Raw genomic sequence first — 25,848 nt, 5'->3', positions numbered from 1 at the left:
CTTAGGTTGAAACGCTTACGTGAGTTTTTCCAGGGTGGTGGCCAGCTCGGCGCCGGTCATCGGCTCTCGAGCGGCCACGAAGACGGTGTCATCGCCGGCGATGGTGCCGACGACGTACGGTAGTGCCGCGCGGTCGATCGCACTGGCCAGGTAGTCGGCGGCGCCGGGCGGGGTGCGCAGCACCGCGAGGTTGGCGCTGGCGTCGGCCGACACCAGCAGTTCGCTCAGCAGCCGGGACAGCCGCGCGGTACCGCCGGACACCCCGCGCACCGGGTTGCCGTCCTCGGGAACCATGTACACGCCGACGCCGCCGTCGGCGCCGCGCAGCTTCACCGCGCCCAGTTCTTCCAGGTCCCGCGACAGGGTGGCCTGGGTGACGTCGATGCCCTCGTCGGCCAGCAGCGCCGCCAGTTCGCTCTGACTGCGCACCTCGGCCGACGACAGGATGGCCACGATGCGGGCCTGCCGGCCGGCCCGGGTGGTTTCGGGTGTGGCCTTGCTGCGAGTCATCGCGACCGCTCCAGCAGCCAGGCCAGCAGCGCTTTTTGGGCATGCAACCGGTTTTCGGCCTCGTCCCAGACCACGCTGGCCGGGCCGTCCATCACCTCGTCGGTGATCTCGTCGCCGCGGTGAGCCGGAAGGCAGTGCAGCACAATGGCTTCCGGGTCGGCCAGGGACAGCAGCCGGGCGTTGATCTGGTACGGCTTGAACGGGGTGACGCGGTCCATCCCGTCCTCCTCCTGCCCCATCGACGTCCAGGTGTCGGTGACCAGGACGTCGGCGCCGCGGGCGGCCGCGTCGGCGTCGGCGGTGACGGTGACCGAGGCGCCGGTGTCCTCGGCGCGCCGCCGGGCCGCGGCCACGAACGCCTCGTCCGGGGCGAATCCGTCGGGTGCGGCGATGGTGACGTGCAGACCGGCCGTGACGCCACCGAGCATCAGCGAGTGGGCCATGTTGTTGGCGCCGTCACCGAAATAGGCCATCCGCAAACCGGTTAGCGATCCCTTCCGCTCGGCGATCGTTTGCAGATCGGCCAGCACCTGGCAAGGGTGAAACTTATTGGAGAGCGCGTTGACCACCGGCACCGTCGCGGCCGAGGCCATCGCGTCGAGGCGCTCTTGGCCGAACGTGCGCCAGACGATGGCCTCGACGTAGCGCGACAGCACCCGCGCGGTGTCCTCCAGGGTTTCGTCGCGGCCCAGCTGGGTGCTGCGGGCATCGACGACGACGGCGTGCCCGCCGAGCTGGGCGATGCCCACCTCGAACGAGAACCGGGTGCGGGTGGAGTTCTTGTCGAACAGGACGGCGACGCCGCGCGGACCCTCCAGCGGGCGGGCGCTGAATGGATCCTTCTTCAGTTCGGCGGCCAGCTGCAGCACCTCGGCCTGCTCGGCGGGCGACAGGTCGTCGTCGCGAAGGAAATGCTTAGCCATCTGCGCCACTCCCCATCGCTTCGCTCTGCATCGTCGTTGGCGCGCGGCGAGTCATGCTGCGGCTCCTGCTGCTTCGTCGAGGATGCCCGGCAGCGCGGCGACGAAGCCGTCGACCTGGGCTTCGGTGATGATCAGCGGCGGCGCCAGCCGGATGACGTCGGGTGCGGCCGCGTTCATTAGGAACCCGGCCCGGCGGGCGGCCGCTTCGGCGCCCTTGGCGCGCGGCGCGGTGAGCGCCACGCCGCAGAGCAGCCCGCGGCCGCGCACGTGGTCGATCAGCGGGTGGCCCAGCGCCTCGATGCCGTGGCGCAGCGACTTGCCCAGCACCTCGGCGTGCCGGACCAGGTTCTCCTCGGCCAGCACCCGCAGCACCGCGAGCGCCGCCGCCGCGCAGACCGGGTTGCCGCCGAAGGTGCTGCCGTGCAGGCCGGGTGTCATCAGGTCGGCGGCCGGCCCGATGGCCAGGCAGGCGCCGATGGGCAGGCCGCCGCCGAGCCCCTTGGCCAGCGTCACGACGTCGGGGGTGATGCCGTCGTGCTGGTGGGCGAAAAACGTTCCGGTGCGGCCCATCCCGGTCTGCACCTCATCGAGTACCAGCAGCGCCCCGTGCCGCGCGGTGATGTCGCGGGCGGCGACGAGGTATCCCTCGGGCGGGATGACGACGCCGCTCTCCCCCATGATCGGCTCCAGGAACACGGCGGCGGTGGCGTCGTCGACCGCCGCGGCCAGGGCGTCGGTGTCGCCGTAGGGCACGTGCGTGACGTCGCCGGGCAGCGGCGCGAACGGCGCCTGCTTGCTCGGCTGCCCGGTCAGCGCCAGCGAGCCCATGGTGCGGCCGTGGAAAGCCTCTTGTGCGGCAACCAGTTTGGTGCGTCCGGTGAGCCGGGACAATTTGAACGCCACCTCGTTGGCCTCGGTACCGGAGTTGCAGAAGAACACCCGCGCCGGGGAATCGGCGCCGAGCAGGTTTACCAGTTCTTCGGCCAGCGCGAGGCTCGGTTCGGTGGCATACAGGTTGGACGTGTGGCCCAGCGTCGACATCTGGTGGGTGACGGCCTCGATGATCGCGGGGTGGCGGTGGCCGAGGACATTGACCGCGATGCCGCCGAGCAGGTCGAGATACGTCTCGCCGTCCACGTCGGTGACCACGGCGCCGTCGCCGCTGGCCAAGGCCATCGGCGGGGTGCCGTAGTTGTTCATCATCACGGCTTCCCACCGCTGCTTCATGGCATCCGTCGCCTTCACGCTTTCCACCTGCGCCGCTCCTCCTCATCGCTGCGCTCTGCATCGTCGCCGGCGCGCACCACCTTGGTGCCGGTGCCCTCGTCGGTGAAAAGCTCGACCAGCACGCAGTGTTCGACCCGCCCGTCGATGACGTGCGCGCTCGGCACGCCCGCGGTCACCGCCCGCAGACAGGCTTCGACTTTGGGAATCATGCCCGCCTCCAGCGTGGGTAGCAGTTGCGACAGTGTGGCGGTGTCGATTTCGCTGACCAGCGAACCGCGGTCCGGCCAGCTGGTGTACAGGCCTTCGACATCGGTGAGCATCAACAGCTTCTCGGCGTTCAACGCCTCGGCCAGCGCCGCCGCGGCGGTGTCGGCGTTGATGTTGTGCACCACGCCCTCGGCGTCCGGGGCCAGCGTCGACACCACCGGAATACGCCGTGCCGCAATCAGATCCAGCACCGCGGCGGTGTTTACCCGCTCGACGTCCCCGACCAGGCCGATATCGGTGGCCACGCCGTCCACGGTGACGCTGCGCCGCACGGCGGTGAACAGCTGGGCGTCCTCGCCGGTGATGCCGACGGCATACGGCCCGTGCGCGTTGATCAGGTTGACCAGCTCGCGGCCGACCTGGCCGAACAGCACCATCCGCGCCACGTCGAGCACTTCCGGTGTGGTGACCCGGAATCCGCCCTTGAAGTCGCCCGGGATGCCGAGCCGGCGCAGCATCGCGGTGATCTGCGGGCCCCCGCCGTGCACGACGACGGGATGGACGCCGCAGTTACGCAGAAACGCCATGTCGGCGGCGAACGCGTGGCGCAACGTGTCGTCGGTCATGGCGTTGCCGCCGTACTTGATGACGACGATCTTGCCGTGTAGCTGCTTGAGCCAGGGCAGGGCTTCGGCGAGCACCTGCGCCTTGACCGCGGTGGACAGCGCTGCGGTCGCTTCGGTTTTCAGGGTCATGAGCTGTAGGCCGAATTCTCTTCGACGTAGCCGTGCGACAGATCGGTGGTCCGGATGGTCACCCGGCCCTCGCCGAGCCCCAGATCGACCGTTATGTCGATGTCGGCTTCGGACAGATCCACTTCGCGCGCACCCGGCACCCCCACCCCGTCGGCGAAGACCGCAAAGCCGTTGAACGACACCGTGATCCGGTCGGGATCCAGGGCGATGGGCGCGATGCCGACGGCGGCGAGCACCCGGCCCCAGTTGGGGTCCGAGCCGAACACCGCAGTCTTGACCAGCGAGTCGCGGGCGATCGTCCGGGCGGCGACCAGGGCGTCGTCCTCGGAGGCCGCCCCCTGCACGGTGATGTTGACCCGCTTGGTGACACCCTCGGCGTCGGCCTGCAGCTGGGCGCACAGGTCGTCGCAGACCCGCAGCACGGCCTCGTCGAGCTCGGCCTGACTGGGCGCGATGCCGCTGGCCCCCGAGGCCAGCAGCAGCACCGTGTCGTTGGTCGAGCAGGCGCCGTCGATGTCGAGCCGGTCGAAGGTGCGGGCGCTGGCGTGACGCAGCGCGGAGTCCAGGGCTGCGGCGTCGGCGGCCGCGTCGGTGGTGAGCACGCAGAGCATCGTCGCCAGCGACGGGGCGAGCATGCCGGCGCCCTTGGCCATCCCGCCGACCGTCCAGTTGCCCGGATGGTGCAGCGCGACCTGTTTGGGCACGGTGTCGGTGGTCATGATCGCCTGGGCCGCCTCGTCGCCGCCGGACAGGCCGCCGGCCATGTCCTGCACGATCGTGCGCACGCCGGCGAGCACCTTGTCCATCGGCAACCGGTCACCGATCAACCCGGTCGAGCACACCGCGACCTCGATGGCGCCGGTCTCGGTTCCCCAGTCCGACAGCGCGGCCGCGACGGCCTCGGCGGTGGCGTGCGTGTCCTGGAACCCGCCGGGTCCGGTGCAGGCATTGGCGCCACCGGAGTTGAGGATCACCGCGCGCAGCGCGCCGGTGCTCAGCACCTGCTGGCTCCACAGCACCGGCGCGGCCTTGACCTTGTTGCGTGTGAACACCCCCGCCGCCGCGTAGTCGGGTCCCTCGTTGAAGACCAGGGCCAGGTCGCGATTGCCGGAGGCCTTGATCCCGGCGGCGATGCCGGTGGCCCGGAATCCGGCCGGCGCGGTGACGCCCTGTTCGCGCACCAACCGTGCCGTCGTTTGAGTCATGGCGCCACCCCGATCACCGAAAGGCCTTCGGTCTCCGGCCAACCCAGCGCCAGGTTCATCGACTGCACGGCGGCGCCGGCCGTTCCCTTGACCAGGTTGTCGATTGCGGCGATGGCCACGAAGGTGTTCGCCGCCTCGTCCACCGCGACGGCGATGTGCGCCGCGTTGCTGCCGATCACCGCGCCGGTGCGGGGCAGTTGCCCATCGGGCATCAGGTAGATGAAAGGTTCTGCGTGGTAAGCCTTTTCGTAGGCTTCCCGTAGCCGTGACAGCGGCGCGCGGGTGCGCGCGGTGCAGGTCGCCAGAATGCCCCGCGACGTCGGGATCAGCACCGGGGTGAACGACACGGTGACGTCACGGCCGGTGACAGCGCCCAGGCCCTGGGCGATTTCGGGGGTGTGCCGGTGCGCCCCGGCGATGTTGTATGCCCGCGCCGAGCCGATGACCTCCGCGCCCAGCAGGTCGGTCTTGGCGGCGCGACCGGCCCCGGAGGTGCCGCTGACGGCGACGACGGTGACGGCGGGCTCGATGAGGTCCTCGGCCACCGCGGGCAGCAACGCCAGCAGCGCCGCGGTCGGGTAGCAGCCCGGAACCGCGATGCGGCGGGCCCCGCGCAGCCGCTCACGCGCGCCGGGCAGCTCCGGCAGCCCGTAGGGCCAGCTGCCGGCGTGCGGTGATCCATAGAACCGCTCCCACGCGGAGGCGTCGGTGAGTCGGAAGTCGGCGCCGCAGTCGATGATGAGGGTGCCGGGGCCGAGCCGTTCGGCCAGCGCGGCCGAATGACCGTGCGGCAGCGCCAGGAACACCACGTCGTGGCCGGCGAGCACGTCGAGCTCGGTCGGCTCGACCACGCGCTGGGCCAGCGGCGTCAGGTGTGGGTGGTGCTCACCGAGCGTGCTGCCGGCGCTGGCGGCCGCGGTCACCGCGCCGATCGTCAGGCGCCCGTGCGCGTAGGCCGGGTGCCCGAGCAGCAGGCGTAGGATTTCACCGCCCGCGTAGCCGCTGGCACCGGCAACCGCCACCTTCATTCCGTCGGCCATTCCGCCGATTCTGCATGGTTATGCAGTGGTTTGCAAATCCATTCCACTAGGCGCGGAGCTCCGCGCCGACCGCCTCGGCGGCGCGGCGGACCGCCGCGTCGCGGGCCGCGGTGGCGTCGTCCTCGGTGAGCGTGCGATCGGGCGCGCGGAACCGCAGCGCGAAGGTCAGCGACTTGCGGTCCTCGCCGATCTGCGGGCCGGTGAACACGTCGAACAGTTGCAGGTCTTCGAGCAGCTCCCCCGCGCCCTCGCGGACGGCGTCGGCCACCGCCTGGGCCGGTACGTGCGCGGCCACCACCAGGCTGACGTCCTGGAAGACGGCCGGGAACGGCGACACCCGGGGCGCGGGCAGCGCGACGGCGATGGGCATCGCATCCAGGTTCAGCTCGAGGGCGCAGGTGCCCTTGGGCAGCCCGGAGCGCTCGATCACCGCGGGATGCAACTGGCCCGCGTAACCCACCGGGGTGTCCCCGACGAGCACTTCAGCACACCGCCCGGGATGCCACGGCAGCTGCTGCGCCGCGCGCAACCGCACGTCGATTCCGCTCGCCCGGGCGACGATGCGGACCGCCTCGAATGCGTCGGCGGCCTCGGCCCGGCGGCCCGGCCCCCAGGGTCCGCGGGGCTCGCGCAGGCCGGTGAGCACCGCCGCGACGTGCTGCGGCTGCCGCGGCAACGACGCGTCGAGCACGGCGATCTCGGCGTCGGTGGGCCGACGGTCGACGGGGATGAGATCCACCGTATGGGTGTCCGACGTCGGCTGGACCACCTGCGCCAGGGCATACAGCGAGACGTCGACCAGGCCGCGAGATACGTTGCGCACCAACGCTTCCAGCAGGGCGGGAAGAAGCGTGGTGGCCAGGTGTGGGCGGTCGGCCTCCAGCGGGTTGAGCACGTCGGTGGTGGTGCGCCGCGGGTCGTCGGCCGGCAGGCCCCACAGGTCGAACACACCCGCGGGCAGGAACGGCGTCGGCAGGATCTCGACGTAGCCGGACTGGGCCAGGGCCTTGCCGATGGCGCGGCGACGCCTCTGCACGGCGGACAGGCCCCGGCCGGCCGGCGCCGGCGGCAGCACCGACGGAATGGCCTCCAGCCCCTCCAGGCGCAGCACCTCCTCGACGAGGTCGGCGGGCTGCACGAGGTCGGGCCGCCAGCTGGGTGGGGTCACCGTCAACGTGTCGCCCCGCTCCGCCACGTCGGCGCCGATCTGGGCGAGCCGCTTGACGGTCGCGCCCGGCGCGTAGGGCACCCCGGCGACGCGATCCGGCAGGTCCACGGAGATCTCGATGGCCGGGAGCGACCAGTCATCGCGCGGTGGCTCGCCGCGCCAATCGGTCAGGCTGTCGGAGACCACTCCGCCCGCGATGTCGGCGAGCAGTGTGGCGCACCGGTCCAGCGCGGCCACCGAGATGGCCGGATCCACACCCCGCTCGTAGCGGCGGGCGGCTTCGCTGGGCAGGTGCAGTCTGCGCTGGGTGCGCGAGACGGCGGCGGGATCCCAGACCGCGGCCTCGAGCAGCACGTCGGTCGAATCGGCGCGCACCTCAGTGCTCGCCGCGCCCATCACGCCGCCGATCGCGGTGGTCGCCGTGTCGTCGACGATGAGGACGTCGGTCGGCTCGAGTTTGCGCTCGATGTCGTCGAGGGTCACCACGGTCTCGCCGGGCCGGGCAAACCGCACGCCGAAGCTTCCGGTGATCCGCTTGCGGTCGTGCGCGTGCATGGGGTGACCGAGCTCGAGCATCACGTAATTCGTCACGTCGACCGCCGGGGAGGCCGCGCGTATGCCGGACAACAGCAGCCGGCGCTGCAGCCACCACGGCGATACGGCCGCGGGGTCGATGCCGGTGACCGGACGGAGAGCGAAGCGTCGCACGCCGGTGCCGGGCTGCACGGTCAGCGGCCAGGCCTCGCCGTTGACCGGCAGCGGCTTGATCACCTGACCGCCGGCGGGGTCGACGAAGTCCAGATCGTAGGCGCAGGCGATCTCGCGGGCCAGGCCGCGCAGCGACATGCAGTAGCCGCGGTCGGGCGTGATCGCCAGGTGGAAGATCACGTCGTCCAGACCGAGCACCGCGGCGCCGTCGGCGCCCGGGTCGGCGGTGCCCGGCGGCAGCACCAGGATCCCCGAATGATCGGCGCCCAGACCGAGTTCCGCCGCCGAGCAGATCATGCCGTCGGAGTTGCGGCCGTAGGTCTTGCGGGCGGCGATCTTGAAGTCGCCCGGCAGCGTGGTGCCGGGCAACGCCGCGACGATCAGGTCACCCACAGCGAAGTTTGTTGCGCCACAGACGATCTCACGGTCTTTGCCCTCGCCCACGTCGACGTGGCAGAACCGGATCGGCTTTTTGAAACCGGTGAGTTCTTCGATGGCCGTTACCCGGCCCACGGTCAGCGGCCCCTCGACCGGCCCGAGGGTGGCCACCTCTTCGACCTCGTGGCCGATGCGCACCAGCGCCTGCTCGAGCTCGGCGGGGGCGACGTCCCAGTCCGGCGCGCCGGCCGCCACGACCTCACGTAGCCAGCTGTACGGAACGCGCATCAGGCACCCACCCCGAACGGCAGCGAGAACCGGACGTCGCCCTCGACCATGTCGCGCATGTCCGGAATCCCGTTGCGGAACTGCAGCGATCGTTCCAGGCCCATCCCGAAGGCGAAGCCGGAGTAGACAGCCGGATCAATCCCCGCGGCGCGCAACACGTTTGGATGCACCATCCCGCAGCCGCCCCATTCCACCCAGCCGGCGCCGCCCTTCTTGCCGACGAACCACACGTCGACCTCCGCGGACGGCTCGGTGAACGGGAAGAAGTGCGGCCGGATCCGGGTGCGGGCCTCGGGGCCGAACTCGGCGCGCGCGAACGCGTCCAGCGTCCCGCGCAGGTGCGCCATGGTCAGGCCGCGGTCCACCGCCAGGCCCTCGACCTGATGGAACACCGGCGTGTGGGTGGCGTCGAGTTCGTCGGTGCGAAACGTACGGCCGATCGAGACGATGTAGACGGGCAGCTCGCGGGCGAGCAGGGTGCGCACCTGCACCGGCGAGGTGTGGGTGCGCAGCAGCTGCCGGGAACCGTCGGGCGCGATGTAGAAGGTGTCCTGCTCGCTGCGGGCGGGGTGGTCGGCCGGGAAGTTGAGCGCATCGAAGTTGAACTGCTCGGACTCGACCTCGGGACCGTCGGCCAGTTCCCAACCCATGGCGATGAAGGTGTCGGCGATGTGTTCGGCCAGGATCGTGATCGGGTGCCGGGCGCCGATCGGCTGCCGGGTGGACGGCAGCGTGACGTCGATGCCTTCGGCGACCAGCACCGCGGCGTCGCGTTCCGCGCGCAGGACCGCCAGCCGGTCGTCGTAGCCCTGCTGGGCGTCGGTCCGGGCGGCGTTGACCCGCTTGCCGGCGTCGGCCCGCTCGTCCTTGGGGACGCCGCCCAGCGCCTGGCGCGCCAGGGCCAGCGGTGAGCGGTCGCCGAGGTGCTCGGTCTTGGCGCTCGCGAGCATGTCGAGATCGCCGGCGCGCGTGAAGGCCTCCCGGGCGGCGCTGACCGCTCGGGCCAGGGCTTCCGGCGACAGGTCGACGGGTTGATCACCCACGCGACGACACTCTCCTTGCTGAAGGTTGGCTGCACATTGCCCAGCGGCAAGTGCTGATCATAGTGATTCGGCGCGTGGCGCCCGGCGTGCGCGTGGCAGTTGAGCTGCCCGCGGACGCGCGAGCACCTGCGACGGTCGCGAAGTGGCTTAGCCTGCGACGGCCGGCTGCGGGCCGGCCAGCGTGTCGCCACCCTCGAGCGGCAAGGCCGCAAGGCGTCGACCGCCGGCCAACTTCGCCAGCTGGTAGGCGACGAAGGCGCCGACGAGGCCGAACACCGGTGTCGCCGCCAGGGTCCCCCAGTGGTGGGCCAGCATCAGGAAGCCGAAGCCCGAGGACGCCGCCAGCATCAGGTATCGCGTCGGCGTCCAGTGGATCGGCTGCCGGAACCGGGCGGAGACCAGCACGCCCAGGATCACCGCGACGGTGTGGCCGGCGTCGGTGAAGTCGCCGCCGATGATCGCCGAAGCGATGCCCGCCGACACCCACCAGCCGACCCAGGCGGCCCGCCAGCGCGACGGGATCACCGCCGTCATCGCGCCGAGCACCGCCAGAGCGCCGTAGCTCATGCCGACGTCGCTGGCCCGGGTGATCGACACGGGCAGCCAGCCGAACTCGACCGACGCGGCCAGGGCGGCGGCCACCAGCAGCGTCGCGCCGATGTGGCCGACCAGGAAGGCCACCACCAGCCGGATGGTGCGTAGATGCAGCTCGGCCAGCGCCAGCAGGCAGGTCAGGAAGGGCAGCCAGAAGTAGAGCGGGCCGGCGTCGACCACCAGCGCGCTGCCCAGCAGCGTGCCCAGGTGACCATGGGCCAGGTTGTGCACGTTGGTGCTGGCCCGCTGAACGATGACGTCATGTGCGTGCGGGCCGAGGGCCAGGATGGCGCAGCTGATGGCAAGGAGCAGCGCCGCATAACCCACAGTGAATTGGACCCGGGCGAGCCGGGACACGATGCCCCCTAACATTGGCATCCATTATGGCTGCGATTTCGTCTCGGCTGTGTCATCAGGGCCTGACAACTCCTTAAGAGTCTTGAGGCGATATATCGCCAAATCGTCGGGAATGCCGGCGGGCTTCGCCCCGAAAACCGGCTTCCTCGTGCGTTTGGCCTCGACGCCCAACGCGTCCAACTCGCTTTGCGGTATCAGATCTAACGTTGAACTCGACACCATGATTCCACCCTTGGTGGCTCTTTCCATAACTCGTGCGGCGATATTCACATCGACACCGAGCCAGTCGGCCGCCAGCCGCTGCGGTCGCCCGGTGTGAATCCCGACCCGCATCCGGGGCGTATGACCCGCCACCTCGACCGATTTCAGCGCCTCCTTGGCGGTTAGCACGGCCCGCACGGCGACCGTCGGGTCGCCGAATACGGCCATCAGGCCGTCGCCCATTCGTTTGACGATGTGTCCGCCGGCGTCGAGCAGGGGTGGCTCGAGCGCCCGCGCCACCTGGCGCAGCAGCGCGAGGGCCGCGTCGTCGCCGGCCTGCAGGGACCACGTCGAGAAGCCCACCAGGTCGGTGAAGACCAGCGTCACCTCCGCGTTGGCCGGTCGCCGGGACACCCCCTCGGTCAGCGCCTGCCACACCTGCAGCACTCCGAGGCTCACCTCGCGTGACACGGCGTTGCGGTCCCCCAGCAGCCGGTCGGCCGCGCGCGCCGCGGCGCGCGGACCGCCGTCGCCCGCCGTAGACAGCGGATCGCCGAACTCGGGGTCGCCGGGCAGCATCTTGCGCGCGCGCCGGATGAACGCAACCGCCCCGGGGCTGCGGTTGCGGCTGTGCAGCCATTGAGTCGCGCTGTGCAATGGAGAGCGTTGCGTAACGGATTGCGCCTCGGTCTCTTCGGGCTCACCCGGGTCCAGATCGCGACGCGCGAGTTCCACCTGGCCAGGTTATTTGTTTTCGCCAGAAGCAGGCAACGACAGTCCGCGACGGTTCTGCCGGATGTGTCACATCTCGCACAAAACCACCTGATCACAATGGCGCCACACCGATGTGGAAGCTCGATAACACCCTCGCGAACACATCGCCGAAATCGTAGACAACGCCCGTTGTCAAAGTTATCGTGAGCCCAATCGGAGCAGGAGGCCGCGATGACTGGCACGGTGCACGCTGGCGGGGGCGAATCCGCGGACCCGCTCGGACCAGATTCCCTGACCTGGAAGTATTTTGGCGATCTGCGCACCGGAATGATGGGTGTCTGGATCGGGGCGATCCAGAACATGTACCCCAAACTCGGCGCGGCCGTCGAGGAGCATTCGATCGTGCTGCGGGAGCCGCTGCAGCGGGTCGCCCGGTCGGTATACCCGATCATGGGCGTGGTCTACGACGGCGACCGGGCAGCGCAGACCGGCCGGCAGATCACCAGCTACCACCACACCATCAAGGGCACCGACGCCGCCGGGCGCCGCTATCACGCGCTCGACCCGGAGACCTTCTACTGGGCGCACGCCACGTTTTTCATGTTGATCGTCAAGGTGGCCGAGTACTTCTGCGGCGGCCTGACCGAGGCCGAGAAGCGGCAGCTGTTCGCCGAGCACGTGCAGTGGTACCGGATGTACGGGATGAGCATGCGGCCGGTGCCCGAAACGTGGGAGGACTTCCAGGAGTACTGGGAGCGCACCGGCCGCGACACCCTGGAAATCAACCGGGCGACACTCGACATCTTCCAGATGCGAATCCCGAAGCCCAAGTTCGTCCTGATGCCAACCCCCGTCTGGGACCAGATCTTCAAGCCGCTGGTCGCTGGCCAGCGCTGGATCGCGGCGGGACTCTTCGAGCCCGCGGTGCGCGAGAAGGCCGGAATGCGCTGGACACCAGGCGACGAGGTGTTGCTGCGCTTGTTCGGCAAGCTCGTCGAACTGGCCTTCGTGGCGGTGCCCGACGAGATCCGGCTGCACCCGCGCGCGCTGGCTGCCTACCGCCGCGCCGAGGGTCGGCTACCCACCGACGCGCCGCTGGTCGAGGCCCCGCCGTTCATGGCGCCGCCGCGTGACCGCCGCGGGCTGCCGATGCATTACTTTCCGCCGTCGCCCAAGTCGCCGCTGGAGCCCGCGCTGCAGCCCGCCCGGGCCCTGATGGAACGCGCCGGATCCCTGGTGCATACGACGCTGTCGCTGGCCGGCCTGCGCGCGGGCCGCGGCCGGCCGAAGCGGGCGGCTACGGCCGCGTAGGCAGGCTCAGCGCCCGCGCGCTCTGATACAGACAGATGGCCGCGGCCGACGCCACGTTGAGGCTCTCCGCGCCGCCGGCCATCGGGATGCGCATGCGGCGGTCGGCCGCCGCCGCGATTTCGGTTGGCAGACCGTGTGATTCGGGGCCGAACAGCCACGCCGTCGGTGCGCCGAGCAGGTCGGTGGCCTCGTCGAGCCGCGTCTCCCCGTCCACGGTGGTGGCGAGCAGCTGCAGGCCCGCGGCACGCAACGCGTCGACGATGGCGAGCGTGTCCGGCGCGACGACGACCGGGACCGAGAAGATGCTGCCGGCCGACGCGCGCAGGCACTTGCCGTTGTACGGGTCGACGCTGTGGCCGCCGAGGATCACGCCCGCCGCGCCCATCGCATCGGCGAGGCGGATGAGGGTGCCCGCGTTGCCCGGCTCGCTGACCTCGACGGCGACCGCGACCAGCGCGGGCGTGCCGACCAGCACGTCCTGCAGGTGGGTCTGCGGCGTTTCACAGACGGCGACCAGCCCGGCCGGGGTGACGGTGTCGGACAGCGCTTTTGCCGCGCGCTCGGTGACCGGATGCACCGGGCATCCCGCGGATGCCAAAGTCGCCAGCAGCGACGCATGACGCTGCTGGGCGACTTCGGTGACGAAGACGTCGCGAACCAGGCCGCGGCGGGCGGCGGCCTCCACCAGGTTGGGGCCTTCGGCGAGGAATCGGCGCGTCCGCCGGCGGCCGACGTGGCGGTGCAACTTGACCGCCGCGGCGACCCTGGCCGAACGTTCGGTCAGCACCTGGCCGGTCCGTACGGTGTCTGGTTAGGCCGCTTCTCCGGAATCCGAGGGAGCGTTGACGTCCTCGGGCAGTGCCGCCCGCGCGATGTCGACCAGCGCCGTGAAGGCGGCCGGGTCGGCGATCGCGATGTCGGACAGGTTCTTACGGTCCACTTCCACACCGGCGGCCTTGAGGCCCTGGATCAGCCGGTTGTAGGTGATGTCGTTGGCGCGCGCCGCCGCGTTGATCCGCGAGATCCACAGTTTGCGGAACTCGCCCTTGCGCGCACGACGGTCGCGGTAGGCGTAGTTCAGTGAATGAAGTTGCTGCTCTTTGGCCTTGCGATAGAGCCGGGATCGCTGGCCGCGATAGCCCTTCGAGGCCTTCAGGATGCTGCGCCTCTTCTTGTGGGCGTTGACCGCCCGCTTCACGCGTGCCATTGGATGTTCCTACTCTCGTTCACAATTAGTTGGTCGGGTCGCCGTGCCAGCCCGCGATGCGGGTCTGGCCGGCGCGGTGGTCAGCCGTTCAGGAGGCTGTTAACGCGCTTGGTGTCGTTGGCCGACACCGTGGTTCGGCCGTCGAGGCGGCGGGTCCGCTTCGAGGGCTTGTGCTCGAGCAGATGCCGGCGGTTGGTCTGCTGGCGGACGATCTTGCCGGTTCCGGTGCGCCGGAACCGCTTTGACGCGCCGCTGTGGGGCTTGGCTTTGGGCATGTTTCCTCTGTTCTATGAAGCGCTCGAGTGCTGAGTACTCGAGCCCTCGCTGTTGTCTAACGGTCAGTTGGACGAAGGTTCGGCTTCGGCGGCCGCATCGTCCGGTGCCGCGCCGCCGCCGGGTCCTTCCGGATGCCGCGCCTTGGCGCGAGTCTTCGCGCCGCGATGCGGTGCCAGCACCATCGTCATGTTGCGGCCGTCCTGCTTGGCGGACGTTTCGACGAACCCGTACTCGGCGACGTCCGCACCCAGGCGCTGGAGCAACCGGTAGCCCAGCTCAGGCCGCGACTGCTCACGTCCGCGGAACATGATGGTGACCTTCACCTTCGATCCCGCTTCCAGGAAGCGGATGACGTGACCCTTTTTGGTCTCGTAGTCGTGATCGTCGATCTTCGGTCGCAGCTTTTGTTCTTTGACGACGGTCTGCTGCTGGTTCCGGCGGGATTCGCGCGCCTTTTGCGCCGCTTCGTATTTGAACTTGCCGTAGTCCATGATCTTGCAGACCGGCGGCCTGGCGTTCGGAGCAACTTCGACAAGGTCGAGATCGGCGTCCGCAGCGACGCGCAGTGCGTCTTCGATGCGCACTATGCCTACCTGCTCTCCCCCTGGGCCGATCAATCGGACTTCAGGTACGCGAATGCGCTCGTTGACGCGGGTCTCAGTGCTGATGGGGCCTCCCTTGTTGGGCTTCTAAATGTCGTGTAAATGTCGTGCGTGACGACCAGTTGTCTGGGTCGGTCCGGGAAGCAGCGGCGGAGACACCACACCACTAGCAAAAAAGCCCTGCACAAGCAGGGCCCAATGCCGACCGATCGCGGCTGGAAACTGCTCGAGCCGCCCGCGTTGCCCGCGGAACAGGCATCCGCGATGCCTGTGACCGGACCGCTGAACCTTGGAAGATCCGCTCAGGGATTTCGTCGGCGCGCGGTGGGAGTGGGACTCCACTTAACTGTTCCCGGCGCTCGCCGGGATGGTCGCAGGGGCCAGTTTAGCAGCCTTGAGGTGGCTTTTAGCACTTCGGCCGGACGAACCGCTCCGCAACGGGCCATAACCCGGCCGAAAAACACGTGCGAACTCGCATTCGCCACACTTAGCGCTTAGACAAGCTTTTCATGGATTGAGGGCATATCCTCGCGGTCTGTGACACTCGCATCTCCTCGTTCGGGACCGCGTTTGGGGCCCAGCAGCCGGTCCAACTCGCGGTATCGGTGGGTGCCGGCGGCGGCCGGGTGGACCGTGGGCGTCATCGCCACCGTGTCACTGCTGGCGAGCGTGTCCCCGCTGATCAGATATTTCATCAAGGTCCCGCGCGAGTTCATCAACAGCTACCTGTTCAACTTCCCGGACACCAGCATCGCATGGTCGTTCATCCTGGCCCTGCTGGCCGCGGCGCTGACCGCGCGCAAGCGCATCGCCTGGGTACTGCTGCTGGGCAACACGATCCTTTTCGCCGCCTTGAACGCCGCCGATATCGCGGCGGGCGACAACACCGCCGCCGAGACCTTCGGCGAGAACCTCGGGCTGGCTTTGCACGTCGTCGTGATAGTGCTGCTGGCATTGGCCTACCGGGAGTTCTGGGCAAAGGTCCGCAGGGGCGCACTGGTCAAGGCGGCCGTGGTGCTGGTCGCCGGCGACGTGGTCGGGATCCTGGTGTCCTGGGGCCTGGTCGAGTTGTTCCCGGGAACGCTCGCCCGCCAGGACCGGCTGCCGTACGTGGCCAACCGGGTGGTGGGGTTCGCGCTCGCGGATCCGGACCTGTTCACCGGCCGGCCGCACGTGTTCCTCAACGCGATCTTCGGGTTGTTCGGTGCCCTGGCGCTGATCCTGGCGACGATCGTGCTCTTCCAATCCCAGCGCGCGGAGAACGCGCTGACCGGTGAGGACGAATCGGCGATCCGCGGGCTGCTCGAGCTGTACGGCAAGAACGACTCGCTGGGCTACTTCGCCACCCGCCGCGACAAGTCCGTGGTCTTCGCCCCGAGCGGGCGTGCCGCCATCACCTATCGCGTCGAGATCGGGGTCTGCCTGGCCAGCGGCGACCCGATCGGCGATCCCAGGGCCTGGCCGCAGGCCATCGACGCCTGGCTGGCTCTGTGCCAGACCTACGGCTGGGCACCCGGTGTGATGGGCGCCAGCACCCAGGGAGCGCGGGCATACCGGGAAGGCGGTCTGAACGCGCTCGAGCTGGGCGACGAGGCCATCCTGCGGACGTCCGATTTCAAGCTGTCCGGCCCCGACATGCGCGGGGTGCGCCAGGCCGTGACCCGGGCCCGTCGGGCGGGGCTGACCGTGCGGATCCGCCGGCACCGCGACATCAGCGCCGACGCGATGGCCGACACCATCGCCCGCGCCGACGCCTGGCGCGATACCCAGACCGAGCGCGGCTTTTCCATGGCGCTGGGCCGGCTCGGCGACCCCGCCGACGGGGACTGCCTGCTGGTCGAAGCGCTGGACCGGGACGGCAGCGTCGTGGCGATGCTGTCGCTGGTTCCTTGGGGCACCACCGGCGTTTCCCTGGACCTGATGCGCCGTTCGCCGCAGTCCCCCAACGGCACCATCGAGCTGATGGTCAGCGACCTGGCGCTCAACGCCGAAGCCCTTGGCATCACCCGCATTTCACTGAACTTCGCGATGTTCCGCTCGGCATTCGAACAGGGCGCCCAGCTCGGTGCCGGTCCCGTCGCCCGGCTGTGGCGGGGGTTGTTGCTGTTCTTCTCGCGGTGGTGGCAGCTGGAAACGCTGTACCGCTCGAACATGAAGTACCAGCCGGAGTGGGTGCCGCGCTACGCCTGCTACGAGGACGCCCGCCTGATTCCGCGGGTCGGCGTCGCCTCGGCCCTCGCCGAGGGGTTCCTGGTGTTGCCGTTCGGCCGGCGCAAGACGCACACCGGCCACTACCCCGCCGTCCCGCCGCGACTGGCCGAATCCGGACTGCTGCACCACGACGGCAGCGCCCCGGACGTCAGCGAGCTGCGGGAACGCCGTGACACCGCCGACGAGGAGGAGTCCAGGTCCCGCCTGCCCGAACAGGTCCGGGTGCGGCTGGCCAAGCTGACTACATTGCAGCGCAGCGGCATCGACGCGTATCCGGTCGGAACTCCGCCCAGCCATACCGTCGCGAAGGCGCTGGACGCGGACGACCGGGACGACATCACCGTCTCGGGCAGGATCCTGCGGATTCGTGACTACGGCGGCGTGCTGTTCGCCCAGCTGCGTGACTGGTCGGGGGAAATGCAAGTGCTGCTGGACAATTCGCAGCTGCAGCGGGGACGGACCGCCGACTTCACCGCGGCCATTGACCTGGGCGACCTGGTCGAAGTGTCCGGGCACATGGGCTTTTCCAAGAAGGGCAGCCGTTCGCTGATCGTCGCGGACTGGCGGATGATCGGTAAGTGCCTTCGGCCGTTGCCGAATAAGTGGAAGGGGCTGACCGACCCGGAAGCGCGGGTGCGGACCCGCTACGTCGACCTGGCCGTCAATCCCGAGTCGCGCGAGTTGATCAAGGCGCGCAGCGAGGTGTTGCGCTCGGTCCGGCAGACGCTGTTCGCCAAGGACTTCATCGAGGTCGAGACCCCGATCCTGCAGCAGATCCACGGTGGAGCCACCGCCCGGCCGTTCGTCACACACATCAACACCTACGACCTGGACCTGTTCCTGCGCATCGCGCCGGAGCTCTACCTCAAGCGGCTGTGCGTCGGCGGCGTGGAACGGGTCTTCGAACTGGGCCGGGCCTTCCGCAACGAGGGCGTGGACTTCAGCCATAACCCGGAATTCACCCTGCTGGAGGCCTACCAGGCGCACGCCGACTACAAGGTGTGGATCGACGGATGCCGTGAGCTCATCCAGAACGCCGCCCAGGCCGCGCACGGCAAGCAGATCGTGATGCGGCACGGCGCCGACGGCCGGCTGGAACCGGTCGACATCTCCGGGGTCTGGGCGGTCAAGACCGTTCATGACGCCGTGTCCGAGGCGCTCGGCGAGCACATCGACCCCGCGACGTCGCTGTCCGCCCTGCGCAAGCTGTCCGACGCCGCGCACGTCCCCTATCGGGCGCACTGGGATGCGGGCGCGGTGGTGCTGGAGCTGTATGAGCACCTGGTCGAGGACCGGACCGAGGAGCCGACCTTCTATATCGACTTCCCGACCTCGGTGTCCCCGCTGACGCGGCCGCACCGCAGCAAGCCGGGCGTCGCCGAGCGGTGGGACCTGGTGGCGTGGGGCGTCGAGCTGGCCACCGCCTACAGCGAGCTCACCGATCCGGTCGAGCAGCGCCGCCGGCTGCAGGAGCAGTCGCTGTTAGCTGCCGGCGGAGATCCCGAGGCGATGGAGCTCGACGAAGACTTCCTGCAGGCGATGGAATACGCCATGCCGCCCACCGGGGGCCTGGGAATGGGCATCGATCGGCTCGTCATGCTCATAACCGGCCGCAGTATCCGCGAGACATTGCCATTTCCGCTGGCCAAGCCGCATTAGCTGAGGCCGCGACCGTCCAGAAAGCCCAGAGCGAACATTAGGTGAATATGTTCCAGGCTTGTTACCAATAGATCACAATGAGTCACGTGACAGCCTCGATGGACGGCGCTCCCGCGCAGTTCCTGGCAAGTAGCCACACCTCGCTGATGCATGGCTGGGTGCCGGCGACGATCCAAGTGCTCGCCGCGGTGGTGCTGACGTTGGCGGTCGGCTGGCGGTCGCGCCGCTGGCGCACGGTGTGGATGCCGGCGGCCGCGCTGGCCGGCGGGGTGGCGGCCTACCTGACGCACTGGTACATCGTCGACCGCGGTCTGTCCGACGACCCCGCCCCGGCCGCCCTGTGGCTCTGGGTCACGCTGACGGGCATGGCGGCGGCGGTGCTGGTGCTGGGCTGGAGCACCGCGCGCCGCTGGCGGCGCGGCGCCGCGGTGCTGGCCGTGCCCCTGTGCCTGCTCAGCACCGCGCTGATGCTCAACCTCTGGGTGGGCTACTTCCCCACCGTGCAGTCGGCGTGGAGCCAGCTGACGTCGGGACCGCTGCCCTACCAAACCGATCGGGCCACCGTCACCGCGATGGCCGCCAGCCGAATCCGGCCAGCCCACGGCACCGTGGTGCCGGTGGCGATCCCCTCGGACGGGTCGCACTTCAGACACCGCGGCGAGCTGGTCTACCTGCCGCCCGAATGGTTCGCCACCACCCCACCCCCGCCGCTGCCGACCGTGATGATGATCGGCGGGCAGTTCAACACGCCGGCGGACTGGACCCGTGCGGGCAACGCGGTCAAGACGATTGACGACTTCTCCGCCGCGCACGACGGCAACGCGCCGGTGCTGGTGTTCGTGGATTCCGGCGGCGCGTTCAACAACGACACCGAATGCGTCAACGGGGTCCGGGGCAACGCGGCCGACCACCTGACCAAAGATGTTGTGCCGTTCATGATTTCGAGTTTTGGGGTCAGCGCGAAGCGGGCCAACTGGGGTGTCGCGGGCTGGTCCATGGGCGGGACCTGCGCCGTGGATCTGACCGTCATGCACCCCGACATGTTCAGCGCGTTCGTCGACGTCGCCGGTGACTTCTTCCCGAACGCCGGCAACAAGGCCCAGTCCATCGCCAGGCTGTTCGGCGGAAACGCCGACGCCTGGGCGGCTTTCGATCCGACCACGGTGATCAACCGGCACGGCCCATACCGCGACGTGGCCGGCTGGTTCGCGATCTCGTCCGACGGCCCGCCCACCCCACGCCGCGACCTCCAGCTGACCGACAGCGGCGCCATCCGGCTCGCCGGACGCGAGGCGGCCGCCAATCCCGGCAATCAGAGCGCCGCCGCCTATTCGCTGTGTGCGCTCGGCCGCTCCGAGGGAATCGACTGCGCGGTGGTGCCGCAGCCCGGCAAGCACGACTGGCCGTTCGCGGACCGCGTGTTCGCGGCCTCGCTGCCCTGGCTCGCCGGGGAGCTCGGCACCCCGGGAATTCCGCGGACGCCGTTGCCCGCCGCATCCGCGCCCACCGTGGGTGCCCCGGTGGTCGTCCCGGCCGAACGTTCCAATACCGCCAAGCGATAGCGACCGCGCTGTCCGTCGCGCTGGTTCGGCGCGCCGCCTTCGTCCGGCACTGCCATCCGTTCAGCGCATGGACCCGGCGGGCCAGCACGCCGCTGATCCTTATTCCGGTCTGGACGCGGCGACGGGTCCACACGGTGTGGATTGCGTTGTGACCGACCATGAATCCCGTGGTCTTCGGCAAGCCGGCGCATCAGCGCGCATGGTCGACGCGGGCGATGCTGGGCGAAGAGCTGTGGATGAGCCGCCGGCCCCGCGATGCGGCGATGCTGGTCAGCGCGGCGACGTCGGCGGCCGCGTTGGTGGCGGTGATCGCCGCGCGCCGGCATCGGCTGCGCCCGGCGCTGATCGCCGTCGTGGCGCAGATGGCGCTGACGCTGGTGTACTGGCAACAGATGGTCCGGTATTTCGAGCGTCGATCGCCCTAGCGGGCTCGGGGCTCCGTTCGGTCGATCCGGACCGGAACCGAGCCCTCGGCCAGCAGCCGCCGGGTCTCCTCCGCGGAAATGGGTTGGCAGAACAGGAATCCCTGTGCGCGCGAACAACCTTCGTTGAGAAGCACGCTCGCCGCGCTTTCGGACTCCACGCCCTCGGCGACGACGTCCAGGCCGAGCGCCCGGGCCAGGCCGATGATCGCCCGCACGATGGCGCGGTCGTCGGCGGAGGTGGCGAGATCCAGCACGAAGCCGCGGTCGATTTTCAGCGTTCCCACCGGCAGCGTCCGCAGCAGACCCATCCCGCTGAACCCGGTGCCGAAATCGTCGATGGCGATGTTGATCCCGAGCTCGGTGAGGCCCAGCAGCGTGGTGCGGGTGTTCACCAGGTCCTGGATGAGCAGGCTTTCGGTGACCTCCAGCCCGATCGACGAGCCGTCGAGGCCGAACTTCTCCAGCGTGCGCGCAACGGTGTTGACCAGGTCGTGCGCGACGAGCTGGGCCGGCGAGACGTTGACGCGCAGCATGATGTCGCGCCCCACACCCTGTGCCCGCCACTGCGCCAGGTGAGCGCACGCCGCATTCAGCATCCAGTTGCCGAGTTCCGCGGCGAGATTGATGGATTCGGCCACCGGCACGAATTCGTCCGGATGCAGCAGGCCCCGGGTGGGATGCTGCCAGCGCACCAATGCTTCGACCGCCAAGATCTTTCCGGACGGCATGTCGACCTCGGGCAGGTACGCGACGGTGAGCGCATCCGATTCGATCCCGGCCTGCAGGTGCAGCTCGATGTCGTTGCGCAGTTCGCGACGGGTGAGCATTTCGGCGGAGAACAGCCCGATGCTGTCTCCCCCGCTGCCCTTGGCGGCGATCAGCGCTTCGTCGGCACGCCGCAGCAGATCCAGGCTCGAGTCCGTCCCGGGGGCGCCCGTTGCGACGCCAACGCTCACGGTGCGGTTGAGGACCACCCCGTCGATGGTCACGTGGTCCTTGACTTGGGTTCGCAACGACTCGGCGAGCCGTTGGGCGGCCTCGAGGTCCATCGCCGACGCGGGGACGACGACGAATTTGTCCCCGCCGAGCCGGGCGATCATGCCCGTGCCTTGCATGGCTTCGGTGGTCCGGGCGGCGAAGTCACAGATGAACTGGTCACCGGCGGCGTGGCCGAGGTAGTCGTTGATCGCCTTGAGCCGGTCGAGGTTGAAGACGAGCACCGCGACCGGGCCCGACCGCCCTTCGGCGACGCGGGAATTCAGATGCGCCAACAGGGTTCGACGGTTGGGCAATCCTGTCAGGTCATCGTGCTCGGCCTGGTAGTGCAGCCGGTCCTCGACGATCAAACGGGCCTGCACCTGGGCGAACATCGTGGCGACCACCGTGAGCGTATTGAGCTCATCCTGCGTCCACGCCCGATCACCATACTTCACGAAACCCAGCACACCGGTGGTGACGTCGCCGGAGAGCAGCGGGACCGACGACAGGGAGATCGCCGGAATGCCGCTCGCCTCCGAGATGGTGCGCTGGTAGTCCTCGTTCGCGGATTCGGGACGCAGCACGATCGGTTCTTTGGCGTGCTCGCACATGGCGAAGATGGGGTCCGCGTCGGCGAAGTAGATCGTGTGCAGCGGATCGGGGTCGGGGATGTCAGGCCGCGGTGGCCATTCGGCCACCAGGACGGTGGCGCGGATGTTGGGATCGTTGTAGCGCAGGAAACTCACGTCCACGTCGAGGATCGCCACCAGTTCGGCCAGTATCTCCGTGCTGATATCTGCTGCGGTGGTGGAGGTTGCGCCCATCAGCTTCGTCGCCACGGACGTGACGATGGTGGCCAGAGTCTTTGGCGCAGCACCGTTTTCGCTGTTGTGCATGGCCGCTTACCCTTGCGCGCGCAGACTGTCGCTCAGCGAGCGGCGCCTTGCCGGCACCGACGGCGGCGGACCGGACACCAGGCGCAGCACCAGGATTTCGTGCTCACCGGCGCCGAGCCCGGCGCGAGCCCGGAAGGCGCGCTGCAGCCCCTTCAGCTCCTGGACGTAAGCCGGCGACAGGGTCTGGAAGTCGTTGTCGTCGTGCGCGTACAGGAACACCGGCGACACCGGATGCACGCCGAAGCCGCTGCGTTCCGCGGCGATCCAGAGCGCCTCCAGCGCGGCGCCGCCGCGGGCGTAATCGGTGAGCGCGGAACCCGTCACCGTGACCACCGCCAGCGCCGCGCTGGCGGTGACTCGCTGGCGGGTGACGTCGCCCAGCACCCCACCGCCATCCCAGCGCGCCAGCTCGACCATGACATCGGGGCGCCGGACGAGTTCCAGGGCCGCCAACTCACCGGCATCCAGTTCCAGGGCACGGACATCGATTCCTGTCTCCGGTGACGGATCAGCCGGAAAACGTAGCTCCGACACCATTTCCGCGTGCAGGCGAGGGGTCAGATAACGGATACGGTCGGCTTCGGCCAGTATGCCTGAGACGGCGACGATTTGGTCGCGATCGGTGATGAGTCGCAGCCGCGCGCCCTCACCGGCCGTGGCGGCCGCCAGGCGCTCGGCGGTTTCCGGGGGGACCGCGACGGCACAACCCGGGTGGCGATTTGTTTGCCGGGCCAGCATCGCCCGGTATTGCTGCGCCAGTTCGGGGTCGTCACCGTCGCCCCACCGCATCTCGCCGTGCAGCACCGTGTGCGGGTGGTCGTCACGAAAGCTGACCGGGCCCAGTGCGCCGTGCGCGGCCGCCGCGACGCGCGCGTTGAACATGGCCGCGCCCAGCGCGACCGCGCTGGCCCGAAATTCGACGTCCATGGTCGCCGAATCCTCGGCAGCCAGCAGCAGCTGAATCGAGGTGTCGTCCACGGCGATCCGCCACGGCTGGACATTGCCGCCGGAAGGGGCGCGGATCGCCGCGCTCGCAACGGCTTCGGCGATCCCGGCTTTTGTTGCGCCCGGCCCGGTGACTCCGGCGACGTCATCGGCCGGTGCCGGCAGGGCGGCATCCCGCGGCACGGGCGAGACGAGACCGTCGAGCGCGCCCGCGATGTCGATCTGGACCCGGCCGGACCGCAGCGGCTCGCCCAGTCCGATCCGGCGCACCGCCTCGGCCACCGCGGCGGCACCTACCCAGATGTCGCCGGCCAGCTGAGGCCACCCGCCCAACGTCTGTCCGACCTCGACCAGCGAGGCCGCCCCTCGGGCGGACAATTGCCGAGCGTCCAAAAGCCGCAACAGGTATGGCAGCTTGTCCCGGGTCGACAATCCGCTCAGCGCCGTCGTGTCCATATCGCCCAGCAACCCGTGCATCACCGCGGGTTGCGGCCGCAGGTCGAAGCGCTCCACATCGAGTAGACCCCGATCGCTGGTGGCCATGAGCACCGGGATGCCACGGTTGCGGGCCGCCTCGCGCAGCAAAACCTTGATGTCCAGCGAATCCGCTTGGTCGATCAGCACATCCAGGCCGTCCAGAAACTCGTCGACGAGTTCGGCGGTCACCTCGGAGGTGAAGACCTCCAGGCTCAGGTACGGATCGAGTTCCGCGATCCGCCGTGCGGCGACGGTGGCTTTGTTGAGGCCGAGATCGAGGACCGTCGCCGGGACGCGATTCAGATTGGACAGCTCCAGCGTGTCACCGTCGGCCAATCGCAATGCGCCGCAAAGCCCTTGCGCCGCCAGGCAGTACGCGATCGCGTGACCCGAACTCAGGCCGACGATGCCGATGCGCAGGCGTTGCAGCCGCTCCTGCTCGGCGGAGGTGATCAGATGCCGGTTGCGGTCGAGTCGGGCGGCAGCAAAAGCCCGCGGGCCGGCGATCCGCACAACGGCGTTGCGCCACGGGAAGTACGCCCAGCGGCCAGCGGCGTCCCCACCCGCCGGATCGGGCCCTGACCGGTCGATGAAGTCGATACCCGGTGTCGCTCTGAGCCGTTCCAGTACCTCGCGGTCCGCGGCGATATCGCCAGCGAGAACCACTGCACCGCCGGTCTGGTGGCGCTCGTAGCTATGGCCCATCCAACTCCCAACGGCGTAGACCCGACCTCACCTACGCCGAGATGCGGCTGAGGATTTCGGCGTTCTCGGCGCACATCAGCTTAAATTGTGCCGGCTCGGCATGTGTGGCAAGGGTGCGGCGATCCCACCACATCACCTTGGTCCGGTAGTCCTCAGTGGGATAGGCCGCAGCCGGTACGCGGTTAGCCACGACGCCGCCGGAGGACTGCCACTGCTCCAGCACGTGGGCCGCCGCGGTCGCCATCACAAACTGGACACCCAGCAAAGTCATCGTCGGCAGCGCGGTACGGGCCAGCATGGTGGACAGCGCGCGATTGCCATATTCGCGCGAATTGGTCCACGCGCCTTTCACCTCCACGACGCCAAACGGAAGCCGGTTGAAAATCATATGGCGCAGTAACGGAAGGCCCGGGTTGCCTTTCCATTCCTCGAGAGCGTGGGAGTCCTCCGGCGAGCGCAAAGGCCCGACAACACGCGTACCTCCGACGACTCGCCCCTGTGGGTCACGCGCAGCAAAAAACAGGGACGTATCGGTTCCATCCTGAATCTGGCCGAGGTCGAGCACCCAATCCAGCCCGTGCCGGCGATAGCTGTTCAGCGCGCCTTCCAGGTACTGATTCCACAGATCGGGCTCCGTGGCCGGCGTCGCCGCGGTGATCCAGCACCCCGTCGCGTGATCACGCCAACCAAGCCCCGCTTCCGACCACGGACCGTCAATCCCGAGCCCCGTGATTTGCACCGCTTCCATACGTGACCTCCGCCTATTCGCTGTTACTAACGAGTAATTTTTTGAACGCCTCTGAATCGTTTGTTAATTTGACTCGCGACAATTTAACCAAAGGGATTGTGACATAAAAAGACGAATTCGACTGCAGCGCGAAGGCTATGGGTCACGAAAGGGCTCTTGCGGCGCATTTGTTTGGCCGCCGGGACTCGGTGTAGTGCCGCGACGTCGATATTGACGCTGCCGCATCGAAACGGTGATGCGGCATTTTCGATCCGTCGTCGCAGTACCGTGACGGCATGCCCGACGAACCAGTCACGCCCGGCTCCACCGGGCCCGTCCCCGAATACGACGACGCCGGTGTGCCGACCTTCGAGTCGGTGCGCGACCAGATCGAGGCGCGGTATGCGACGGCGCAAGGCGCCGCCGAACTCGACGCGGAATCACCCGAAGGCCGTTCGGTCGACGAACAATACGACGAACGCCAGCGTGCCGCGGCCGAGCGGCTGGCCCAGATCCGGGAATCGATGCGCCCCGATCAGGGATGACCGG

At 69.0% G+C, this 25,848-nt stretch carries 21 protein-coding genes and 1 pseudogene; 5 read left to right on the top strand and 17 right to left on the bottom strand.

Annotation, left to right across the window (positions count from 1 at the left end):
- Positions 1-15 precede the first annotated feature (15 nt).
- The 10 genes and pseudogenes from B8W69_RS02620 to B8W69_RS02575 all read right to left on the bottom strand — a co-directional run bounded on the left by B8W69_RS02620 (position 16) and on the right by B8W69_RS02575 (position 11,339).
- The gene (locus B8W69_RS02620) at positions 16-510 is read right to left on the bottom strand and encodes an arginine repressor (RefSeq protein WP_065126766.1); all 495 of its coding nucleotides are present in this window, start codon (positions 508-510) and stop codon (positions 16-18) included.
- Complete coding sequence (argF, locus tag B8W69_RS02615) at positions 507-1,433, bottom strand: ornithine carbamoyltransferase (RefSeq protein ID WP_085288567.1); 927 nt, start codon at positions 1,431-1,433, stop codon at positions 507-509. The genes B8W69_RS02620 and argF overlap by 4 nt, the downstream gene beginning before the upstream one ends.
- Positions 1,434-1,484: 51 nt before the next feature.
- Complete coding sequence (locus tag B8W69_RS02610; protein ID WP_281255195.1) at positions 1,485-2,687, bottom strand: acetylornithine transaminase; 1,203 nt, start codon at positions 2,685-2,687, stop codon at positions 1,485-1,487.
- Entirely contained in the window at positions 2,675-3,622 is a 948-nt protein-coding gene (gene argB, locus B8W69_RS02605; RefSeq protein ID WP_085288440.1) for an acetylglutamate kinase, read from the bottom strand. Before argB ends, B8W69_RS02610 begins: the two co-directional genes overlap by 13 nt.
- On the bottom strand, positions 3,619-4,827 hold the full coding sequence (gene argJ, locus B8W69_RS02600) for a bifunctional glutamate N-acetyltransferase/amino-acid acetyltransferase ArgJ (protein ID WP_085288439.1): 1,209 nt from the start codon (positions 4,825-4,827) through the stop codon (positions 3,619-3,621). The genes argB and argJ overlap by 4 nt, the downstream gene beginning before the upstream one ends.
- Positions 4,824-5,883: pseudogene (argC, locus tag B8W69_RS02595) on the bottom strand (N-acetyl-gamma-glutamyl-phosphate reductase). Before argC ends, argJ begins: the two are co-directional and overlap by 4 nt.
- A gap of 30 nt (positions 5,884-5,913) precedes the next feature.
- Positions 5,914-8,409: a phenylalanine--tRNA ligase subunit beta gene (gene pheT / locus B8W69_RS02590; RefSeq protein ID WP_085288437.1), complete on the bottom strand. Its 2,496-nt coding sequence runs from the start codon at positions 8,407-8,409 to the stop codon at positions 5,914-5,916.
- Positions 8,409-9,452, bottom strand: a complete 1,044-nt coding sequence (pheS, locus tag B8W69_RS02585; protein ID WP_085288436.1) for a phenylalanine--tRNA ligase subunit alpha — start codon at positions 9,450-9,452, stop codon at positions 8,409-8,411. The genes pheT and pheS overlap by 1 nt, the downstream gene beginning before the upstream one ends.
- Positions 9,453-9,599: 147 nt before the next feature.
- The gene (locus B8W69_RS02580) at positions 9,600-10,418 is read right to left on the bottom strand and encodes a rhomboid-like protein (protein WP_085288435.1); all 819 of its coding nucleotides are present in this window, start codon (positions 10,416-10,418) and stop codon (positions 9,600-9,602) included.
- Between the two features lie 9 nt (positions 10,419-10,427).
- Positions 10,428-11,339: an adenylate/guanylate cyclase domain-containing protein gene (locus tag B8W69_RS02575; protein WP_085288434.1), complete on the bottom strand. Its 912-nt coding sequence runs from the start codon at positions 11,337-11,339 to the stop codon at positions 10,428-10,430.
- A 210-nt stretch (positions 11,340-11,549) separates the two neighbouring features.
- Between B8W69_RS02575 and B8W69_RS02570 the strand changes: the two genes are divergently transcribed.
- Positions 11,550-12,629 carry an oxygenase MpaB family protein gene (locus B8W69_RS02570; protein ID WP_085288433.1) on the top strand — a complete coding sequence of 360 codons (1,080 nt, stop codon included), beginning with the start codon at positions 11,550-11,552 and terminating at the stop codon, positions 12,627-12,629.
- Here the strand turns inward: B8W69_RS02570 and B8W69_RS02565 are convergent.
- From B8W69_RS02565 to infC, 4 genes are all read right to left on the bottom strand, one after another.
- Complete coding sequence (locus B8W69_RS02565) at positions 12,616-13,416, bottom strand: TrmH family RNA methyltransferase (protein ID WP_085288432.1); 801 nt, start codon at positions 13,414-13,416, stop codon at positions 12,616-12,618. The two genes, B8W69_RS02570 and B8W69_RS02565, sit on opposite strands and share 14 nt — an antisense overlap.
- A 24-nt stretch (positions 13,417-13,440) precedes the next feature.
- Entirely contained in the window at positions 13,441-13,836 is a 396-nt protein-coding gene (gene rplT, locus B8W69_RS02560; RefSeq protein WP_007776071.1) for a 50S ribosomal protein L20, read from the bottom strand.
- An 80-nt stretch (positions 13,837-13,916) separates the two neighbouring features.
- Positions 13,917-14,111 (bottom strand): 50S ribosomal protein L35, encoded by a 195-nt coding sequence (gene rpmI / locus B8W69_RS02555; RefSeq protein ID WP_065026668.1) that lies wholly within the window; start codon positions 14,109-14,111, stop codon positions 13,917-13,919.
- A 63-nt stretch (positions 14,112-14,174) separates the two neighbouring features.
- The gene (gene infC, locus B8W69_RS02550; protein ID WP_085288431.1) at positions 14,175-14,780 is read right to left on the bottom strand and encodes a translation initiation factor IF-3; all 606 of its coding nucleotides are present in this window, start codon (positions 14,778-14,780) and stop codon (positions 14,175-14,177) included.
- A gap of 471 nt (positions 14,781-15,251) precedes the next feature.
- Here infC and lysX point away from each other — a divergent pair, with 471 nt between their 5' ends.
- The 3 genes from lysX (at position 15,252) to B8W69_RS31925 (ending at position 20,571) form a co-directional block, all read left to right on the top strand.
- Positions 15,252-18,584: a bifunctional lysylphosphatidylglycerol synthetase/lysine--tRNA ligase LysX gene (gene lysX, locus B8W69_RS02545; RefSeq protein ID WP_439330578.1), complete on the top strand. Its 3,333-nt coding sequence runs from the start codon at positions 15,252-15,254 to the stop codon at positions 18,582-18,584.
- 77 nt (positions 18,585-18,661) lie between these two features.
- On the top strand, positions 18,662-20,146 hold the full coding sequence (locus B8W69_RS02540; protein ID WP_181447319.1) for an alpha/beta hydrolase: 1,485 nt from the start codon (positions 18,662-18,664) through the stop codon (positions 20,144-20,146).
- Positions 20,147-20,304: 158 nt separating this feature from the next.
- Positions 20,305-20,571 (top strand): hypothetical protein, encoded by a 267-nt coding sequence (locus B8W69_RS31925; protein WP_342744669.1) that lies wholly within the window; start codon positions 20,305-20,307, stop codon positions 20,569-20,571.
- Here B8W69_RS31925 and B8W69_RS02530 read toward each other — a convergent pair.
- Genes B8W69_RS02530 through B8W69_RS02520 form a run of 3 tightly spaced genes read right to left on the bottom strand, consistent with a single transcriptional unit; the run spans position 20,568 to position 25,320 of the window.
- Positions 20,568-22,445 (bottom strand): putative bifunctional diguanylate cyclase/phosphodiesterase, encoded by a 1,878-nt coding sequence (locus B8W69_RS02530; protein ID WP_181447318.1) that lies wholly within the window; start codon positions 22,443-22,445, stop codon positions 20,568-20,570. The two genes, B8W69_RS31925 and B8W69_RS02530, sit on opposite strands and share 4 nt — an antisense overlap.
- A 6-nt stretch (positions 22,446-22,451) precedes the next feature.
- Entirely contained in the window at positions 22,452-24,572 is a 2,121-nt protein-coding gene (locus B8W69_RS02525; RefSeq protein WP_085288429.1) for an Rv1355c family protein, read from the bottom strand.
- Positions 24,573-24,603: 31 nt separating this feature from the next.
- A complete protein-coding gene (locus B8W69_RS02520; protein ID WP_085288428.1) occupies positions 24,604-25,320 on the bottom strand; it encodes a hypothetical protein in 717 nt (238 codons plus the stop codon).
- Positions 25,321-25,595: 275 nt separating this feature from the next.
- On the opposite strand from B8W69_RS02520, the gene B8W69_RS02515 reads away from it, so the two are divergent.
- Positions 25,596-25,844: a PspA/IM30 family protein gene (locus B8W69_RS02515; protein WP_085288427.1), complete on the top strand. Its 249-nt coding sequence runs from the start codon at positions 25,596-25,598 to the stop codon at positions 25,842-25,844.
- Positions 25,845-25,848: the final 4 nt, after the last annotated feature.

The sequence above is a fragment of the Mycolicibacterium vulneris genome (assembly GCF_002104765.1).
Taxonomy (GTDB): Bacteria; Actinomycetota; Actinomycetes; order Mycobacteriales; family Mycobacteriaceae; genus Mycobacterium; species Mycobacterium vulneris.
This window is presented reverse-complemented; position numbering and strand designations above follow the sequence as displayed.

Coding starts and splice junctions, on each gene's coding strand:
- argB (WP_085288440.1), bottom strand. CDS start 3,622: ATGACCCTGAAAACCGAAGCGACCGCAGCGCTGTCCACCGCGGTCAAG.
- argJ (WP_085288439.1), bottom strand. CDS start 4,827: ATGACTCAAACGACGGCACGGTTGGTGCGCGAACAGGGCGTCACCGCG.
- B8W69_RS02525 (WP_085288429.1), bottom strand. CDS start 24,572: ATGGGCCATAGCTACGAGCGCCACCAGACCGGCGGTGCAGTGGTTCTC.
- argF (WP_085288567.1), bottom strand. CDS start 1,433: ATGGCTAAGCATTTCCTTCGCGACGACGACCTGTCGCCCGCCGAGCAG.
- B8W69_RS02580 (WP_085288435.1), bottom strand. CDS start 10,418: ATGTTAGGGGGCATCGTGTCCCGGCTCGCCCGGGTCCAATTCACTGTG.
- rplT (WP_007776071.1), bottom strand. CDS start 13,836: ATGGCACGCGTGAAGCGGGCGGTCAACGCCCACAAGAAGAGGCGCAGC.
- B8W69_RS02570 (WP_085288433.1), top strand. CDS start 11,550: ATGACTGGCACGGTGCACGCTGGCGGGGGCGAATCCGCGGACCCGCTC.
- B8W69_RS02540 (WP_181447319.1), top strand. CDS start 18,662: ATGAGTCACGTGACAGCCTCGATGGACGGCGCTCCCGCGCAGTTCCTG.
- B8W69_RS31925 (WP_342744669.1), top strand. CDS start 20,305: ATGAATCCCGTGGTCTTCGGCAAGCCGGCGCATCAGCGCGCATGGTCG.
- B8W69_RS02530 (WP_181447318.1), bottom strand. CDS start 22,445: ATGCACAACAGCGAAAACGGTGCTGCGCCAAAGACTCTGGCCACCATC.
- B8W69_RS02520 (WP_085288428.1), bottom strand. CDS start 25,320: ATGGAAGCGGTGCAAATCACGGGGCTCGGGATTGACGGTCCGTGGTCG.
- pheT (WP_085288437.1), bottom strand. CDS start 8,409: ATGCGCGTTCCGTACAGCTGGCTACGTGAGGTCGTGGCGGCCGGCGCG.
- B8W69_RS02515 (WP_085288427.1), top strand. CDS start 25,596: ATGCCCGACGAACCAGTCACGCCCGGCTCCACCGGGCCCGTCCCCGAA.
- B8W69_RS02620 (WP_065126766.1), bottom strand. CDS start 510: ATGACTCGCAGCAAGGCCACACCCGAAACCACCCGGGCCGGCCGGCAG.
- rpmI (WP_065026668.1), bottom strand. CDS start 14,111: ATGCCCAAAGCCAAGCCCCACAGCGGCGCGTCAAAGCGGTTCCGGCGC.